Annotated in this window: 12 protein-coding genes and 2 pseudogenes; 8 read left to right on the top strand and 6 right to left on the bottom strand. The window is 63.3% G+C overall.

The window, feature by feature from the left end; translation table 11 throughout:
• The first annotated feature begins 82 nt into the window (after positions 1 to 82).
• Positions 83 to 3268, top strand: coding sequence for a PAS domain S-box protein (locus HYG81_RS32760; protein ID WP_180840373.1), 3186 nt, complete (start codon positions 83 to 85; stop codon positions 3266 to 3268).
• Positions 3269 to 3271: 3 nt separating this feature from the next.
• Here HYG81_RS32760 and HYG81_RS32755 read toward each other — a convergent pair whose 3' ends face one another.
• The 3 genes from HYG81_RS32755 to HYG81_RS32745 all read right to left on the bottom strand — a co-directional run bounded on the left by HYG81_RS32755 (position 3272) and on the right by HYG81_RS32745 (position 6138).
• A complete protein-coding gene (locus HYG81_RS32755) occupies positions 3272 to 3436 on the bottom strand; it encodes a hypothetical protein (RefSeq protein ID WP_180840372.1) in 165 nt (54 codons plus the stop codon).
• A 92-nt stretch (positions 3437 to 3528) separates the two neighbouring features.
• Positions 3529 to 4626, bottom strand: a complete 1098-nt coding sequence (locus HYG81_RS32750) for an archaeosine biosynthesis radical SAM protein RaSEA (protein ID WP_180840371.1) — start codon at positions 4624 to 4626, stop codon at positions 3529 to 3531.
• A gap of 126 nt (positions 4627 to 4752) precedes the next feature.
• On the bottom strand, positions 4753 to 6138 hold the full coding sequence (locus tag HYG81_RS32745; RefSeq protein WP_180840370.1) for a midas domain-containing protein: 1386 nt from the start codon (positions 6136 to 6138) through the stop codon (positions 4753 to 4755).
• Positions 6139 to 6411: 273 nt separating this feature from the next.
• On the opposite strand from HYG81_RS32745, the gene tgtA reads away from it, so the two are divergent.
• Complete coding sequence (tgtA, locus tag HYG81_RS32740) at positions 6412 to 7896, top strand: tRNA guanosine(15) transglycosylase TgtA (RefSeq protein ID WP_180840369.1); 1485 nt, start codon at positions 6412 to 6414, stop codon at positions 7894 to 7896.
• 138 nt (positions 7897 to 8034) lie between these two features.
• Here tgtA and HYG81_RS32735 read toward each other — a convergent pair whose 3' ends face one another.
• Positions 8035 to 8388, bottom strand: coding sequence for a HalOD1 output domain-containing protein (locus tag HYG81_RS32735; RefSeq protein ID WP_180840368.1), 354 nt, complete (start codon positions 8386 to 8388; stop codon positions 8035 to 8037).
• A gap of 234 nt (positions 8389 to 8622) precedes the next feature.
• Between HYG81_RS32735 and HYG81_RS32730 the strand changes: the two genes are divergently transcribed.
• Positions 8623 to 8979, top strand: a complete 357-nt coding sequence (locus tag HYG81_RS32730; RefSeq protein ID WP_180840367.1) for a TRAM domain-containing protein — start codon at positions 8623 to 8625, stop codon at positions 8977 to 8979.
• Positions 8980 to 9163: 184 nt separating this feature from the next.
• Here HYG81_RS32730 and HYG81_RS32725 read toward each other — a convergent pair whose 3' ends face one another.
• Positions 9164 to 11176 carry a hypothetical protein gene (locus HYG81_RS32725; RefSeq protein ID WP_180840366.1) on the bottom strand — a complete coding sequence of 671 codons (2013 nt, stop codon included), beginning with the start codon at positions 11174 to 11176 and terminating at the stop codon, positions 9164 to 9166.
• A 216-nt stretch (positions 11177 to 11392) separates the two neighbouring features.
• Here HYG81_RS32725 and arcS point away from each other — a divergent pair, with 216 nt between their 5' ends.
• Both arcS and HYG81_RS32715 read left to right on the top strand, forming a co-directional pair.
• On the top strand, positions 11393 to 13144 hold the full coding sequence (arcS, locus tag HYG81_RS32720; protein WP_180840365.1) for an archaeosine synthase subunit alpha: 1752 nt from the start codon (positions 11393 to 11395) through the stop codon (positions 13142 to 13144).
• A gap of 342 nt (positions 13145 to 13486) precedes the next feature.
• A pseudogene (locus tag HYG81_RS32715) lies at positions 13487 to 14157 on the top strand (SdpI family protein).
• Between the two features lie 78 nt (positions 14158 to 14235).
• On the opposite strand, the gene HYG81_RS45405 reads toward HYG81_RS32715, so the two are convergent.
• Positions 14236 to 14367 (bottom strand): hypothetical protein, encoded by a 132-nt coding sequence (locus HYG81_RS45405; protein WP_255647595.1) that lies wholly within the window; start codon positions 14365 to 14367, stop codon positions 14236 to 14238.
• 184 nt (positions 14368 to 14551) lie between these two features.
• Between HYG81_RS45405 and HYG81_RS32710 the strand changes: the two genes are divergently transcribed.
• The 3 genes and pseudogenes from HYG81_RS32710 to HYG81_RS45400 all read left to right on the top strand — a co-directional run bounded on the left by HYG81_RS32710 (position 14552) and on the right by HYG81_RS45400 (position 16306).
• On the top strand, positions 14552 to 15154 hold the full coding sequence (locus HYG81_RS32710; RefSeq protein WP_180840364.1) for an HdeD family acid-resistance protein: 603 nt from the start codon (positions 14552 to 14554) through the stop codon (positions 15152 to 15154).
• 695 nt (positions 15155 to 15849) lie between these two features.
• Positions 15850 to 16154: pseudogene (locus HYG81_RS32705) on the top strand (LLM class flavin-dependent oxidoreductase); the annotation flags it as partial.
• Between the two features lie 23 nt (positions 16155 to 16177).
• Positions 16178 to 16306, top strand: coding sequence for a hypothetical protein (locus tag HYG81_RS45400; RefSeq protein WP_255647730.1), 129 nt, complete (start codon positions 16178 to 16180; stop codon positions 16304 to 16306).
• Positions 16307 to 16309 lie beyond the last annotated feature (3 nt).

Here is a 16309-nt window from a genome sequence, read left to right as displayed (position 1 = left end):
ATCGGGGTCGACGACTCAGATACTGAGTCGAGTCGAACAGTAATAGTGACGGCGTTCGTATGAGTCGACTGGAATACAGGGGATGGGTACGGATAACCGACTGAATACCCGCGTCGCTCTCGTCGGTACTGACACGGGAATCGCTATCGAGCACGCCCTCGAGGAGCGGGGCGTCTCGGTCGACGTGGTCCGATCGATCGACGACTGTCTCGCGCACCTCGAGCGCGTCGACTGCGTCGTGATCGCCGGATCCGTCCGCGATGCCGATCCCGTCGAGTGCTGTCGAGCGATCCGGGAGACGTCCGACGCCCCGATCGTCGTCTTTCCCGACGACGGCAGCGAGACGCTCGCGGGCGCGGTCGTCGCCGCGGGGGCCGACGGCTACGTCCCGCGTGATCAGGGCGTCGAGACGCTCGTCACGCGGCTGGACGCGGTACGTGACAACCAGTCGTCGACCACACGAACGGCCGCCGATGCGACCGACACCGGTTCACCGGAGCCGGCGGAAAACCCCTCGAGCCGCCTCGAGTTGCTCGTCGAGCAGTCGCCCCTCGCGATCATCGAATGGAACCTCGCGTTCGAAGTCCGCAACTGGAACCCGGCAGCGACCGAGCTCTTTGGCTACACCGCCGACGAGGCGAGGGGCGAATCGGCCATCGACCTGCTCGTTCGCGACGACGAACGCCGAGAGATCCTCGAGTACTGGGACGTCCTCACCAGCGGTGACGCCGACGGACAGCCGTCCCGACAGGTGAATCGAAACGTCGACAGGGACGGCACGCCGATAACCTGCGAGTGGGTCAACACGCCGCTCGTCGAGGACGGAGAGATCGTCGGCGTCCTCTCGTTCGGACAAGATATCACCGCAGAGCGAAAGCGCGCGAACGCGCTCGAGGCGCTCCAGGAGACCACGCACGACCTGATCCGGGCTGAATCGACGGACGCGATCGCCGACATCGTCATCGCGGCGACCGAAGCCGTACTCGATCGGCCGCTCGCCGCGATCCGGTTCTACGACGAGGAGACGGAGACGCTCAAACTCGCCGGGGCGTCGCCGGCGCTCGAGGAACATACCGGTGACATCACGTCGATCGGACCGTCGAATTCCAGAATCTGGGAGACCTACGTCAGCGGAGAGCCGACCGTTCTCGAGAACGCCTCGGCGGATCGCATTCCCTACGAGATCGAGACCGAGGTCAGAAACTCGGTCCTCCAGCCGCTCGGGGACCACGGCATGTTGGCGGTGGCGTCGTCTGGCGAGGACGAACTCGACGACGCCGAGCGACACCTCATCCACGTCCTCGCCACGACCGCCGAAGCGGCGCTCGACCGGGCGGCTCGCGAGCGCGAACTCGAGCGGACGAAGGCGGTCGTCGAGACGGTCGGTGACTGCGTCTACCAGCTCGATCTCGAGAGTCGATTCGTCACGGTCAACGAGACGATGGCGATGGCGACCGGCTACAGCCGCGACGAGCTCATCGGAACGCACGTTTCGGCTATTCTCACGGACGAGAGCGTCGAACGCTGCCGCCGACACACGCGGGCGCTCCTGTCCGACGACGAGCAACGCGTCGTGACCGACGAGGTCACGCTGACGGGGCCCGACGACGAGCGGCTCCCGTGCGAGGTCAACATGGCACTGTTGCGATCCGACGGCGACGTCGAGGGCACGGTCGGCATCGCCCGCGACATCAGCGACCGCAAACGAATGGAGCGGAAACTGGTCGACCGGAAAGCGAAAATCGAGAGTCTCCACGACATCGCGTCCCGGCTCGATGACTGTGAGAGCCGCGCGGAGCTCGACGAACTGACGGTCGAAGCCGCCGAGGACGTACTCAACTTCGACGTCTGCTGTGTCGCGCTGGCCCGGGAGGAATCCCTCGTTCCGGCGGCGATTTCGTCCACCCTCGAGGTCGACCTCGACGCGACGATACCGATCGACGACGACCTCGCAGGGCGGTGCTATCGGACGCGACAGTCCGTCCGGGTCGACGAGCTCGACGGTTATCCCAACTCGATTCGGTCCGACGGCGACGACTGTCAGTCGGCCCTGTGCGTACCGATCGGCGATCGCGGCGTCTTTCTGGCCGGCTCGACGGAACCGGCCGCGTTTACGTCGGCCGACGAGGAACTGGCGGAACTATTACTCTCCCACGTCACCGATGCGCTCGATCGGATCGCGTTCGAGGAGCGGCTTCGAACGGAGCGCGACCGGTTCGCGGCGCTGTTCGAGAACGTCCCCGACGCCGTCGTCAACGTGGCACACCTCGAGGACGGCCCGATCGTCGAGGCAATCAATCCGGCGTTCGAACGGATCTTCGGCTACGACGAGGAGGACCTCGTCGGGAACTCGCTCGATCAGTATATCGTTCCGGCTGAGCGGATGGCCAACGCCGAGACGCTCAACCGCCGCGGCAGTCGAGGAGAAATTGGCGAAGCCGAGGTCAAACGGCAGACTGCGAACGGGCTGCGCGACTTCAGGCTTCGTGTCGTCCCGATGCAGATGGACGGTTCGTCGGACCGCGCCTTCGGACACTACACCGATATTACCGCCCAGAAGCAGCGACAGAAACGCCTCGAGATCCTCAATCGCGTTCTCCGCCACGACCTGCGCAACGGGATGAACATCATCAACGGCTGTGCCGAGATGCTCACCGACACCATCGACGACGGGAACCACGAGTACGTCGAGACCATCCGAAATCGTGCGAACGAGCTCACCGGCCTCGCGGAGAAGACCCGCGCCGTCGAACGAGTGCTCGACCGCGAGGAGATTCCGGCCGGCCCGATCGACCTCTCCGCAGCCGTCGACCGAGCGGCCGCCCGTCTCGAGCGCACGCACGACGAGGTCGACATCACCTGTTCGCTCCCGGAACAAACGTTCGCCCGAGCCGACGAGTACCTCCAGACGGCCGTCTTCCAGATCCTCGAAAACGCCGTCGAGCATAGCGATCGGGCGAATCCGACGATCGACGTGACGCTCCGGGATCGGCCGGACGACGAGCTCGTGACGGTGTCGATCGCGGACGACGGCCCCGGCATGCCGAGCGAGGAGCGAGAGCTGCTCGAGGGCGACCGGAAGATCACGCAGCTCCGTCACGGGAGCGGCCTCGGGCTCTGGCTGGTCAACTGGATCGTCAGGCAGGCGGGCGGAACGCTCTCCTTTTCGGACAACGATCCCCGAGGAACCGTGGTCAGACTCGAGGTGCCCCGCGCCGACACGGAGACCGTCCGGGCGGCGGTGGACGAGACGGCGACCGGCGATTAGGGCTCAGCGTCCCCACTCGTAGAACCACCAGCTGGCACCGAGCAATATGAGTCCCGCGCCCAGCGCGGAGGTCGCGGGCTCGGGAAAGACGAACAGGAGGAACCCGATGAGAATCAACAGCGTCGGCTCGATCTCGTTCCAGTAATCCGAAAACGGCGGGAGTGCCATGCGCAACGGTACCGGGACGAGAGTGAAATAAGTGCACCCGGCTTCTACAGTCTGCAGCCATCAGGCCGGCGGCTATCGGATTCGAGGGTATCCTACCGGGTCAGCGGCTGATTGAAACTCCGCTCGCGCTCGATGACGGTCTCCCAGGTCAGTTCGCACTCGCAGGAGACCTGCTCGAAGACCGACGGATCCTGCCGCAGATCGAAGTCCTTGATCGCCTTCTGGACGCGGTCGTCGCACTCCTGGCAGTTGTGTGGGCCCCGATCGGAGCCGTGACCGACCGGATCCGAGACGACGATGGCGTCGACGGCCGCCGTCTCCTCGAGCACGTGGGCGACCGACCAGAGCCACGGCGGCCGGTAGCCGTTGTTGAAGTAGAGGTCGTCGACCATCGTGTAGCGCTGGACGTTACACGGGTTCATCGAGACGGTGTGACAGCCGTCGACGTCGGCACAGCGCTCGATCGAGGAGATCATGTCCGCCACCGCTTCGGACTCGGTGAGGAAGGGCGGTTTCATCAGCAGGTAGGCCTTGATACCCGCTGCAGCGTCGCTCGCCGCCTCGTCTGCAACGGCGGCTTCCGCACAGGCGTCCTCGAAGTCCGTGAAGTCGAAGTACTTGTTCACGCAGTCGTGGCGAACACGGTCGGTGGCCGTCTCGAGGCCGATCGCGATATCCGTGTGAATGCCGTGTTGCGTGAAGTCGCCGATCTTCTCGCGGTCGACGAAGTCGGGCAGGGACTCGAGGACGATGCGCTCGCGGTCGGCGAAGGTGTCGGCGATCGCTCGGCGGCTCCCCGCGCCGACCTCGCGTTCGTCGAGGAAGGATCCGGAGGTGTAGATCTTGATGAGGTCGGCCTGCTCGTCGCTATTGTCGGCTTCGTGTGCGAGACAGACGTCGATCTGGTCCATCAGGGCGTCGTGGCTCACGGAGCCGCCGTCGACGCTCTCGGCGACGTAGCCACACATCGTACAGCCGCCGGCGCGGGCCCATCGGCAGCCGCCGGTGTTGAGAATGATCGTCAGACTCGTCTTGACGCCGTCGGGGGTGTTGTCCTCGTCGAGCCAGACGCGGGTCGGCTCGTGGGGGTCGTAGCTGGCCTCCTTGCGAGAACGGATCTCCCGCATCGCCTGATTGTGGGCGTCCATGCCCTTGCCCTGCTCGTATACCTCGGGCGTGGGTTTGCTCATTAGAAGGTGCAAGCGGGCCAGCGCCTAAAGCGCCTTCGTCTAGCGTCGTTCCCACGTCCCGCGGCACGCTGCCTCGAGACGCAGCCTCCGAAAAAATGGCGGACGCGTTCTTCCGTCGAACGCAGGTTAGGCCTCGGACTCGTTCTCGGCGTCGTCCTCGATCTCGATCTCAGTTCCGTTGTCGGATTCGTTCGTGTCGTTCGTTACGTTCGTCTCGTTCGTCTCAGCGTCCGTTCCCATCGTCGTCTCGGCGCTCTCGACGTCCTCGAGTTCGCTCGCGTCGCCGAGCGTGAGGGTGTCGCTGGTCGCGTTCTCGATCGTGATCGATGACGCGGAGAGGGTGGAGATGGTTTCACCGGTGCTGTCGGTGCTTTCGGTGTCCGTCTCGTTCGTCTCCGTCTCGTTGTCGTCCGTCGTAATCTCGAGATCCTCGCTCTCGTTTTCTGATTCGTTGTCCTCGTCAGTAATCTCGAGGTCGTCGCTCTCGTTCGCCGTCGCGTTTTCGTCGGCGTCCATACCGGCACTCTGGTCACCCTCCTCGACCGACTGGACGGTCATCGACTCGATCGTGACCTCGTCGGCGTCAAACTGTTCGATCGTGAGTTCGTCGATCTGCTGTGACTCGTTTGCCGTCTCGGTCGTCGCGTTATCTGCCGTCTCGTTGTCTTCCGCCGTGATCTCGAGATCGTCGCTCTCGTTCGATTCATTATCCTCGTCGGAGATTTCGACGCCGTCACTCGCGTTTGCCGACTCGTTGTCCCCGTCAGTAATCTCGAGGTCGTCGCTCTCGTTCGTCTCGTTAGCGGCCGTCTCGTTCATTCCAGCGTCCTCACCGGCGGTCAGCTCCTCGATGGTGAGTTCCTGGACATCCATCGTCTCGATGGTCAGGTTCTGAACCGTGACCTCGCTCGCGTTCTCGTCGATCAGGGACTGCTGATCGGAGCTTTCGTTCTCCGCCGCAGTGTCGTTCTCAGTGGCATTGTCGTCTTCAACGGCGACGTCCGTCTCGTTGTCCTCGTCTTCGATTTCGATGTCGGTTTCCGTGTCGTTCTCGGCGTCAGCGGACTCGTTCATCCCGGCGTCTGCAGACGCGTTGTCGCCACCGTCACGCTCGAGGTCCTCGAGTGAGACCCCCTCGAGTTCGAGCGATTCGAACTGGATGTCTGAGAGGGTCACGTTCTCGCTTTCGTTGCTCGCGGTGTCAGTTTCGTTCTCGTCGGTCGCGTTAGCCGTCGCGGACTCGTTACCGTCGAGTTCGTCCTGCAGCGTCTGCACGTCGGCGTCGAACTGTTCGACGTTCAGCTCCTCGATCGTCGCGTTCTCGACCGTGACGTTCTCGAGTTCCAGTGTCTCGACCTGTACGTTCTCGAGCGTCGCGCTCGATTCCGATTCGCCCATGTCTCCGGCGTCGTCGCCCGCGGCCGCTGTCGCACCGGCGAGGGCAGGACCCCCCGCGAGTGCGACCAGCAGCGCCACGAACACGACACCGATTTGCTGCGGTCGTGTAACCATGCGCTCTTCTCTACCCGCGGATCGAGGCTAAAACAGAGCGACTGTTACAGGATTATCTCGGAGAAAAGCAGTGTTGGAATCGTGCAACAGTCCCTAATCTCGGGTTCATTTATCGAGTTCGATGATGGTTACAGATACCGACGGAAAACGATCACTGGACTGATTCGAGCCGTTCATCCAACGTGACAAGTGATGTGCTTGCAGCTGCCAGGGTTACAGTACCGAGCGCACGGAACGGAACGTTTACCGGCGCGCTCGCGATACTGCCGGACAATGCGCGAGTGCTTCGAAGTCCGGGACACCGACGCCGGCGGCCGCATCGGGGAACTCACCGTCCCCCGTGCCGACGTCACCGTCGAAACCCCGGCGCTGTTGCCGGTGATCAATCCGAATCTGGATACGATCAGTCCTCGCCGGCTCGCCACGGAGTTCGGCGCGGAGATTCTGATCACGAACTCCTACATCATCCACGGCGACGATACGCTTCACGAACGCGCCCTCGAGGAGGGCCTGCACGAACTCCTGGACTTCCCGGGCGCGATCATGACCGACTCCGGCTCCTTCCAGCTCTCGGAGTACGGCGAGATCGACGTCACGACCGAGGAAATCCTCGCCTTCCAGCACGAGATCGGCTCCGATATCGCCACGCCGGTCGACATCCCGACACCGCCGGACGTCTCCCACGAACGGGCCGAAGCCGACCTCGAGACGACACAGGAACGACTCGAGATCGCCGAGGCAGCCGACACGGGCGAGATGCTCGTCAGCGCGCCCGTCCAGGGCTCGACCTATCCGGACCTCCGCGAACGGGCCGGTCGCCACGCCGACGGGACCGAACTCGACGTCTTCCCGGTCGGCGCGGTCGTCCCACTGATGAACGACTACCGGTACGACGACATGATCGACGTCGTCGCCGCCGCCAAACGCGGGCTGGGGGCCGACGCACCGGTCCACCTCTTCGGTGCCGGCCACCCAATGATGTTCGCGCTCGCCGTCGCGATGGGCTGTGACCTGTTCGACTCGGCGGCCTACGCGCTCTACGCCCGCGACGACCGCTATCTGACGGTACGGGGCACCCGCCAGCTCGCGGACCTCGAGTATCTCCCCTGTTCCTGTGCCATCTGTACCGCGTATTCGCCCGATGAGCTCCGCGCGCTGCCCGACGACGAACGCGAGTCGGAACTGGCCGCGCACAACCTTCACGTCACCTTCGCCGAGATCCGCCGAATCAAGGAAGCGATCCGCGCTGGCAACCTGCTGGAACTCGTCGAGCAACGCGCTCGCGCCCACCCGACGATGCTCGACGGCTACCGCACGCTGCTCGATCACGCCGCCCAGCTCGAGCGCTCGGATCCCGTCTCGAAGGGCTCGTTTTTCTACACCTCCCACGAGAGCGCGCGCCGCCCGGAAGTCGTCCGCCACCACGAGCGCCTCGAGCGGCTGTCCGTCCCCGATTCCCTGCTGCTCACGGAGGGGGATTCCCCGCGGAGCGACGAGTTCGACGATTCCTGGCGCGTCGAGCCACCGTTCGGGCCGTTCCCCCGGACGCTCTCGAGGAGCTATCCGCTCACCGCGGAAGTCCCCGAGCGGACCGATCGGGCGGCGCTCGAGGCTGCAGCCGACGGCGTCGCTCGGCTCGTCGACGCGAATCCGGACACTGCGGTCACGATCGCGCATCGAGGGTGGCCCGCGGGCGTCCTCGAGCGCGTTCCGGACTCGGTCGATCTGGTCGACCTCCAGAGCGACGACGGTCGGTAACCCGTGATAGCATCGCATTCGTGTTGTACAGTCGATGCAACCGAACGGTGCGCTCAGTCCGAATCACGGCTTCAAGTCGAGCGGGTCCGAATCGGGTGGGTTCCGCCGCGAGAACGTTCGAAGTATAATCGTCGTCCGTCAGACGCGGGGGTGATCGTCGCTCGAGTTATGCACACCGGTCAGCGGGCCACGGTCGGGTCCGGCCGTGATCGACTCGACGGCCGGCGAGCCGTCGACCGAAATCGTGACGCTGTCGGCATAGTCCACGACGACCACGTGGCCGTCGTAGGGAAACTCGAGACGACCACGTCGGGGCCCGTTGCGTCGCGTCGACTCGAAGACCGTGTCCAGCGAATCGGGATCGATCCACTCGTAGAGGGGCGGTAGCTCGAGCGGGTCTACATTCCGGTGTGCTGCAACCGCGTGAACGACGGCAACGTGTAGTGGGTCGTGAATGCCGTCACCGGATGATCCGCTGAATGAGGAAGTCACGACGTATGCAAACCGACGGATACATAAAAGGATATTGTGAATTCCCACGCTGAAGAAATAGCACTTATATATGATTTTGGGTTGGAATGAACCCTGGGGAGAGCGGCAGTGTCACTACCGTCGCGCTGTCAACGAAACGCGTTTCCGACCCGCGGCGGTCCCAGTGATCGACCGGGACACTGACGCGCTATCGGAATCGGAACACGGAAGCCCGATGCGCCAGCCGGTTCCAGTATGCTCAATCTAGCCGTGCTCGGTATCGGCCTGTTCGTCGCCGTTCTGATCGGATCGTGGCTACTCAAACGGGTCCGCGGCGGCTCCGCGGACGAGCGACAGTCTCGAGAACGCCACAGGGAGGCCCAGAAACGCGAGCCACCAGTCGACATCGGTGATGTCGTGGAGGTCGCGATCCGCGAGTTTACCGACCACCACTCCGGCGAGCGGCGGGCGGTCGGCAAGGTAGAAGGGTTCGTCGTCTTCATCGAGAACGTTCCCGAACGTTGTGAACCGACCGACGTACTCCGAGTCAAGGTCCTCTCGTTCAACCGCGGCCATACGTCGGCAACCGCGACAGCTCTCGAGGCAGTCTAACGGTCACACTGCTGACTGCCGGCTCGTGTCTTGCAGCTCCTGTCTTCTGACGGCGTCCCATCGATCGGGTGACACCGCCGATATAGTACCAACTGAACCGATTTGTACACCGATCGACTGTCAGCGACCACTGTGGGAATCGACCACAACACTGCGAAAATAGCTGCGGTCGATCGTGGCTGCGTTACGTCTGTCGTCGGAGCACGAGCGCCGTCAGCAATCCGGCGATCGATGCGAGTCCGATCCCGATCCCGAAGCCGGGAACGCTATCGGAGTCATCCTCGTCCTCATCCTCGTTTTCGGATGTCTCTTCGTTGTCCTGCGCTGTGAGGAACTCGCTCATCTCGTCGGTATCGATCTCCGGAAACTCATCGTCCCACTCGCCGGCCTGGTGGACGGTGGTCTCGGAATCGACCACGTCGAGGTGTTCGAGATCGGATTTCGTCGCCGACGAGGTGTCGATATCGGCCATTTCGTCGACATAGACGTACGTCGACACCGTCTCTCCGTTCTGTTCGGTCGCCATCCCGCTGATGGCCATGCTTTCGCTGACCGTGTCAGTGAGCTTGCTCATATCCTCGAACTTCGCGCCACCTTCGACGCGCACCGTTCCATCCTCGAGACCGGCGTCGATGCGAGCAATCTCGAGTTCGGATTCGGCCAGCGCCGAAACGAACTGGTCGGCGTCCGCGGACATCGTCGATCCCGACGGACCGGTCTGGGCCGACTGCGTCACGCTCTTGATCGCCTGGCCGACGAGGTCTTCGCCCTCGAGTTCGAACTCGCCGTCGACCGCAAGCTGGTCACCATCGGTTGTGGCCGTCAACTCGAACGTGACATCGTTCGGCGGCTCAATGTCTCGGGACTCGAGTTCGTCGATGTAGGCGTCCCAGTTTTCGGTATTGCTCGCGAGTGTCGCGTCGAACGTCATCGTCTCGGACGACGTTTGCTCGATCGACCCATCCCAGGTGAGTTCCGTCTCGAGACCCGCCGCCTGCTGGGCTTCGATCGCCGCTCGTGCGTCCTCGAGCTGGTCCTCCGGCAGTTGGTCGTCCGTGTCAGTCGCTTCCGCGAGATCGAACATCGCGAACGTGAGTTCGTCGTAGTTCGCGATCGAAACGTCCCAGTTGGCGTCCACCGAACTATCGCTCGCGTCGACCGTGAACGAGATGGTCTCGATCTCGAGATCGGTGACGCTGGTCGCGATTTCTTCCGCGTCAGATCGACTCAGGTCGGTCGACGGATCGTTCGCCAACTGGTCCGTGAGCTGCTCCTCGATACCGTTGTCGACGCCGGTGTACTCGATGGTGAAGTCGATCTCGAGCTGGGACTTGCCGTTCGGTCCTTCTTCGAAGTCGTAGTTCGTGAGTGAGACGGTACTGTCCCCGCCCAGCAGCGCGGCGTACGTGCCGTACTGTCGCTGGAGCGTCTGTTTGGCCTGTTTCCGCGTCTCCCACCGACTGGCGTCTCCCTCGTCGACGGTCTGTTTCTGCGAGACAGCGACCTCGTAACCGTCGGTTTGCTCCTCTACGGTGGCATCGAGATACATGTCCGACTCAGCGCCACCCATGTCGCTCATTTCGACGGAGACATCCCCGCTCGTCTCGAGTCGGTCCGCGGTTACGGCGACGGAGCCGCTCGTGCTGACCGCACCGGTCGTCTCGGCCTCGCTGTCGAACGTTCCCGACGCGGTCGCGTCGAATTCGTTCGTGTCCTCGGAGACTTCCCCAGAGACGTCGATGCTGAGGTCCTGCAGGTCCTCCGGTTGCTGCATGATCAACGAGCCGCTCCCAGAGAGTCCCTGTTGATCGAGGATCGCCGAGAAGTTCGCCGATTCCAGTTCGCCCTCCGAATTTTCGTAGTCGTCGACGACCAGCATGTGAACCAATCCTTCGCTGACATCCATGCCCGCCTCGAACTTGTTGACGTCCGTTTCGTCGTCGTAGCGGAGGACGGCGCTCCCGTTCTCTCCGAGATAGATGTCGTCGGCCGCACCGAGTTCGGACTCGGCCTGTGCGACCGAGTCGTACGATTTGAACTCGGGAGCCGGCTCCGTTGCTTCGACAGTCGTTGCCGGTCCGCCGAAAACGACCGGCAGACCGATTGTCGCTACCCCAACGACTGCGACCAGAAACACGGCCAGGAACGCCCTGAACTCGTCCGTGGATCGCAGGTTCGGTTTCGATTTCGATGACATATAGGTTGACCTCCAACTGCTAGGGTATAAAGTTTAATTTTCTCACCTGTACCCCGATGGATTCAGGTATAGAGGACAGTAATACACGAGAAAACAATCACGATAAACGACGGGTATTTGGTTCGGAGAAGCACCCCTAGTTCGTTCACCTCGATACACCGGGCATCTCGAGCGCGCTATCGACAACCTCTTTCGCTCTCCCCGGTCATACCGAGTATGACCGATTATTTCGAAGTACACGAGCGCGACGGGGCCGCGCGCGTGGGCGAACTTCGCCTCTCTTCGCCGCGTTCGACGCCTGCACTCGTCGACGACATCCTCGAGGATGCAGGTTCGCTCTGGAGCGAGGACCGCGGGATTCCCACAGGCGACAAGTCACAGCTCACGGTGCTTCCCCATCGAGCGTTCCCCGGCGGCACCGCCGAGGAAGTCCAGGAGTCGTTCGCCGTCGACGCCCCCGACGTCGACTATCCCAGCGTCGCGGTCGTCTCGAGCGAGAGCGTCGAATCCCAAGGAACGGACGCCTACGCCCTCTCGAACGTCCAGTCAGTGATGGGCCACGGTGCGGCGCTGGTCGAGGCCGTCGTGAACGTTCGCGAGGCGATCCCCGCTGACACCGCCCTGCTGTTCTCCGGCGTCGCGACGCCGCGGAACGTCGCCCTGCTGGCCTACGCCGGCGTCGATCTGTTCGACGAGACCGCGGCCGTCGTGAAAGGCACCGAGGGGCGGTATCTGACGACCGACGAGGCGTACTTCCTCGAGGACCTCGAGGAGTTACCCTGCTCGTGTCCCGCCTGCCAACAGCCCCGCGAGGAGTTTACGCGCGAGGACTGTGCGGACCACAACGTCAACGCTCTCGAGGCCGAACTGGCGATCGTCCGCCGCCGGATCCGGGACGGCCGGCTTCGGGACTACGTCGAAGGACAGGCCCGCCACGACCAGTGGCTCACCGCCGCGATGCGCGAACTGGACTCGCAGTGGGGGTACCTCGAGGAACGCACACCCATCCTTCGGGACGCCCAGATCGACGCCGCGTCCGCGGACACCCTTCGCCGGGTGGAGATCCAGCGCTTCGCCGACCGGGTGACGACGCGGTACCGCAACCGGTTCAAGAACCCGCTCGTGCTCGTTCCGTGTTCGGCCGCCAAACCCTACAGCGAGTCCCAGAGCCACCGCCAGTTCCACGACGCCATCCAGTGGCGCGCCCACCTCGTCTCGATGACGAGCCCCATTGGCGTCGTCCCGCAGGAACTCGAGACGACCTACCCCGCCCAGCACTACGACACCGTGGTGACGGGCCGCTGGTCCGAGGACGAAAAACAGTTCGTCAGTACGGTCCTGCAGCGCTACCTCGAGCGCAACGAGTATCCGTCCATCATCGCCCACGTCCCCGAGGACGGCTACCGCGACATCGTCGAGCGCGTCGAGGAGCGACTGGACCTCGATATCACCTATACGGTCGCCGAGCATCCGACCGACGACGAGTCGCTCGCGAACCTCTCGCAGGCGCTATCGGGCGAACTCAAGTACCCCAAGCGCGAGCGCGAGCACAACACCGTCCGCGCCATCGCGGACTACCTGCTGGGCGACGGAGCGGGCGACGACCTCTTCGAGGACATCCAGACGACCGGTCGCTACCCCAAGATCCAGGTTCGCGACAGTGAGGACACTCAGCTCGCGACGATGGTCCCCCAGTACGGTACCCTCTCCTTCACGCTCGCGGGGGCGAGACAGTGGCTCGAGAGCGATGCACCGGCGAAGCGCGTCGAGATTGACGGCTTCGTCCCGCACGGCAGCGTGCTCGCGCCGGGGGTCGTCGACGCCGACGAAGAGATTCGCGTCGGCGACGAAGTGATCGTCGAGGGACCGAAGGCGTTCGCTGTCGGCCGCGCCGAAATGTTCGGGCGCGAGATGGCCGAGAGCACGCGCGGCGTCGCCTGCGAGATCCGCCACGTCGAAGAGAAATAGGCCGGCTCGGCTCACACAGCATCCGTCACTGCGCGCTCGAAGCGAACTGATCGGCGATGACTTCGCCGTCGAAGACCTTCTCCCGACAGGATGGACACCGACAGCCGTTCACGAATCCGTTAACGGATCGGTCACACTCCGGACACTGCCAGATTCTTGAAGGCAACGCTCCCGTCACTGTCTCGCTGTGAGTTCAACGAGCCGGAAAAGCGTTGTCCCGCGTTTCGGCTCGAGCGAACGGTATCGCTGGAGCCGATAACGAGGCACCCTAGCGGCCGCCTCCCGGCTGCTCTCCGGTGTCCGAACCCCAGCTTGATGCGCAATGACGCCGTATTACCCGGTATGAAGACGACTCATCGACTGACGCTGGGGGCGCGTTCGTCGTCCTCGCCGGCGTCGCCAGCGTCCTCGCGGCACCGGAGCTTCCGGATCGGCTCGTGACGCACTGGAACGCCGCCGGCGAGCCGGACGGGACGATGTCGAAAACGCTGGGCCTCGCATTCGTTCCCATCCTCTCAGCGGCGCTGTTGGCGCTCCTCGCAGTGGTCCCTCGAGTCGACCCGCTCGGGGAGAACGTCGACGCGTTCCGCGCCGCCTACGACTGGTTCGTCGTCGCGTTCACGGGATTCATGTTCGTCCTTCACCTCGGAATCCTCGCGTTCAATCTCGGGTACGAGTTCGATTTCACGCTGCTCGTCCTCGGTGCGATCGCCGTCTTCTTCTACGGCATCGGCGCGTTGCTCACGCGCGCAGAGCCGAACTGGTTCGTCGGCATCCGCACCCCGTGGACGCTCAGCAGCGCGGCGGTCTGGGAGCGCACGCACGAACTCGGCGGCCAGCTGTTCAAGCTCACCGCGCTGGTCACGCTGGTCGGGCTCTTCTTTGGCGACTACGCGGTTTACTTTCTCATGGTTCCCCTGCTACTGACGGCCGCGATCACCACCGCGTACTCCTACTACTGCTACCAGCGACTCGAGGGTGAACCCGAGTCGCCTTCGGACACCGGCATCTGAGACCGCGCTCTCGGAAACGCCGCCACTGCGGCCCTTCGGCACGGAACCGTTCCGGTGAGCCGATTCGCTCGAGGCGGGTCACTCCCCGCAACGGCCGGGACACGACTTGAGCAGGTGTTCGTGATAGACGGCCGCCGGGACCCGTTCCCCGCAGAGGTCACACTCGCGGTCACCACCATCGCGTTCGTCGGTCACAGTCTGTGGTGTCACCCCTATCGAGATAATTACCGTGCTTCGTCTGCATTTCGTCGAATATATATCGTTCGGCACGGCCTCGAGATGACCCGTGAATGCCGTTCGTCCCGGTTTCGGACCGGTCCGTTTCCGCGACGGACTGTCAAATCGTATATTTGTATTATATACCTACACGACGTACGGAGTACCGGTGACGCAGATGAACAGTATCACAGCAACCACCGGAGACGACGAGGGCTACGCCCTCGAGAACGAGTGGCGACCCCTCGCGATTGCGGGTGGGATCGTCGGACTGATCGGGATCCTCGCGATGGCCGCTCCGGCCATCACCGGGCTCTCGGTATCGATCGCGCTCGGCGCGTTGCTCGTCGTCGGCGGAATCGTCCACGGCGTGCACGCGTTCACGGCGCGCGGCCGGCGCGGCTCGATCTGGCAGACGGCGCTCGCGGCCGTCTCGGTGCTCGCCGGGTTGGTCGTCCTCGCGGCACCCGCGATCGCCCTCGTCACGCTGACGATCGCGCTCGTGGCGTACTTGGTGATTGCCGGGATCGCCGAACTCGCGACGGCCGTGCGGATGCCCGCATCTCGCGGCCGAACCTCGATCGCCGTCAGCGGCGTCATCGCGCTCGTCCTCGCCGGACTCCTCTGGGTCGGCTTTCCGGCCACCGCAGCGTGGGCCATCGGCCTGCTCGTGGGCGTGAACCTCCTCGTGACCGGGCTCTCGATGGTGGCCGTCGCCATGGCGTCTCGACGTCCTATGGACGACGTGACTCCGCCCGCGACCGAACCGCGCGGCGCGTAATCCGTTTTGCCCGTTCAAACGGGCTGGGTAGAGTCGAATTCAGGAATCGACTTCACTCGAGTTTCAGCAGATCGGCCGGGTCGTCCGTATGCGAACTGAACGTCCAAGAAATTATAGCAACCGCAGCCATCGAGCATGGTATGGCGAGGTGGCTTCGAATATGGACCAAAATACACCACTACCACTATCCGGTTATCGGGTTTTGTGGCTTGATAGCAACAGTCGTATTATCTAGTCCGGGAACCCACCTGATTACAGTCGGACCGATACATCTGGATGTCTTCTATATCGCAGTTGTTTCGTTCGGAATCCTGTTGGTACTGTCCGTGACCGACGAGTATAATCCAGAAGACTACGGTCTGGAATCGTCGGAGTCTGAAAAGTAGTACTCCTGTACTGAACGGCAACTACGTGTACAAACGTACCTTTTTTCGCCTCGGGTTCGCTCGCGGTGCTCGCTCACCCCTCGGCGCAAAAATCTACGCTAAAAAGGCCGCTCGCTCCCGGTGGTCGCTCGCGGGTGCACTCCTTGCGACCCGACCGCAGTGGTAACTTCTTCACCTGCACTTACCGCAGTCGGTCCCTACAAAATCACTGCGTCGTCCCATACCCCATTAGTCGAACGGAACGCCGACTTTCCCCTCGAGAACACCGCGAAACGCACTGTTAGTGAGTCCCCATCCCGCAACACGGGTGTGAACCTCTCGATCGTCGATCTCGCGCCGGTACCCGAGAACGGGAGCGCGACCGAAGCCTACGAGAACACGGTTGCACTCGCCCAACTGGTCGAGGAACTCGGTTACTCGCGGTTCTGGGTGGCCGAACATCACGGGATGGCCGACTCGATCGCGAGCACGACGTCAGAGGTCCTGATCGCGCATCTCGCAGCCCGAACCGACGAGATACGGGTCGGTTCCGGAACAGTCCTTCTCAATCACTACCAGCCGTTCAAGGTCACGGAGATGTTTACTCTCTCGACGCGCTGGCCCCGGGACGCGTTCGATTTCGGGGAGTCCGGCAACGGTGGCAGACCTACTCGAGCAACTGACGGATCGGGTCGGCGTCGACGACGTGATCGTCCAGAATATTATCGCCGGTCACGACGACGTGCTACGGTCGCACGAACTCCTCGCAGATGGGGTCGATCTCTAACGG

Origin of the sequence: Natrinema zhouii, assembly GCF_013456555.2 — an archaeon.
GTDB lineage: Archaea > Halobacteriota > Halobacteria > Halobacteriales > Natrialbaceae > Natrinema > Natrinema zhouii.
Note: the sequence above shows the minus strand (reverse complement) of the source record. Positions and strands in the feature narration are given on the sequence as shown.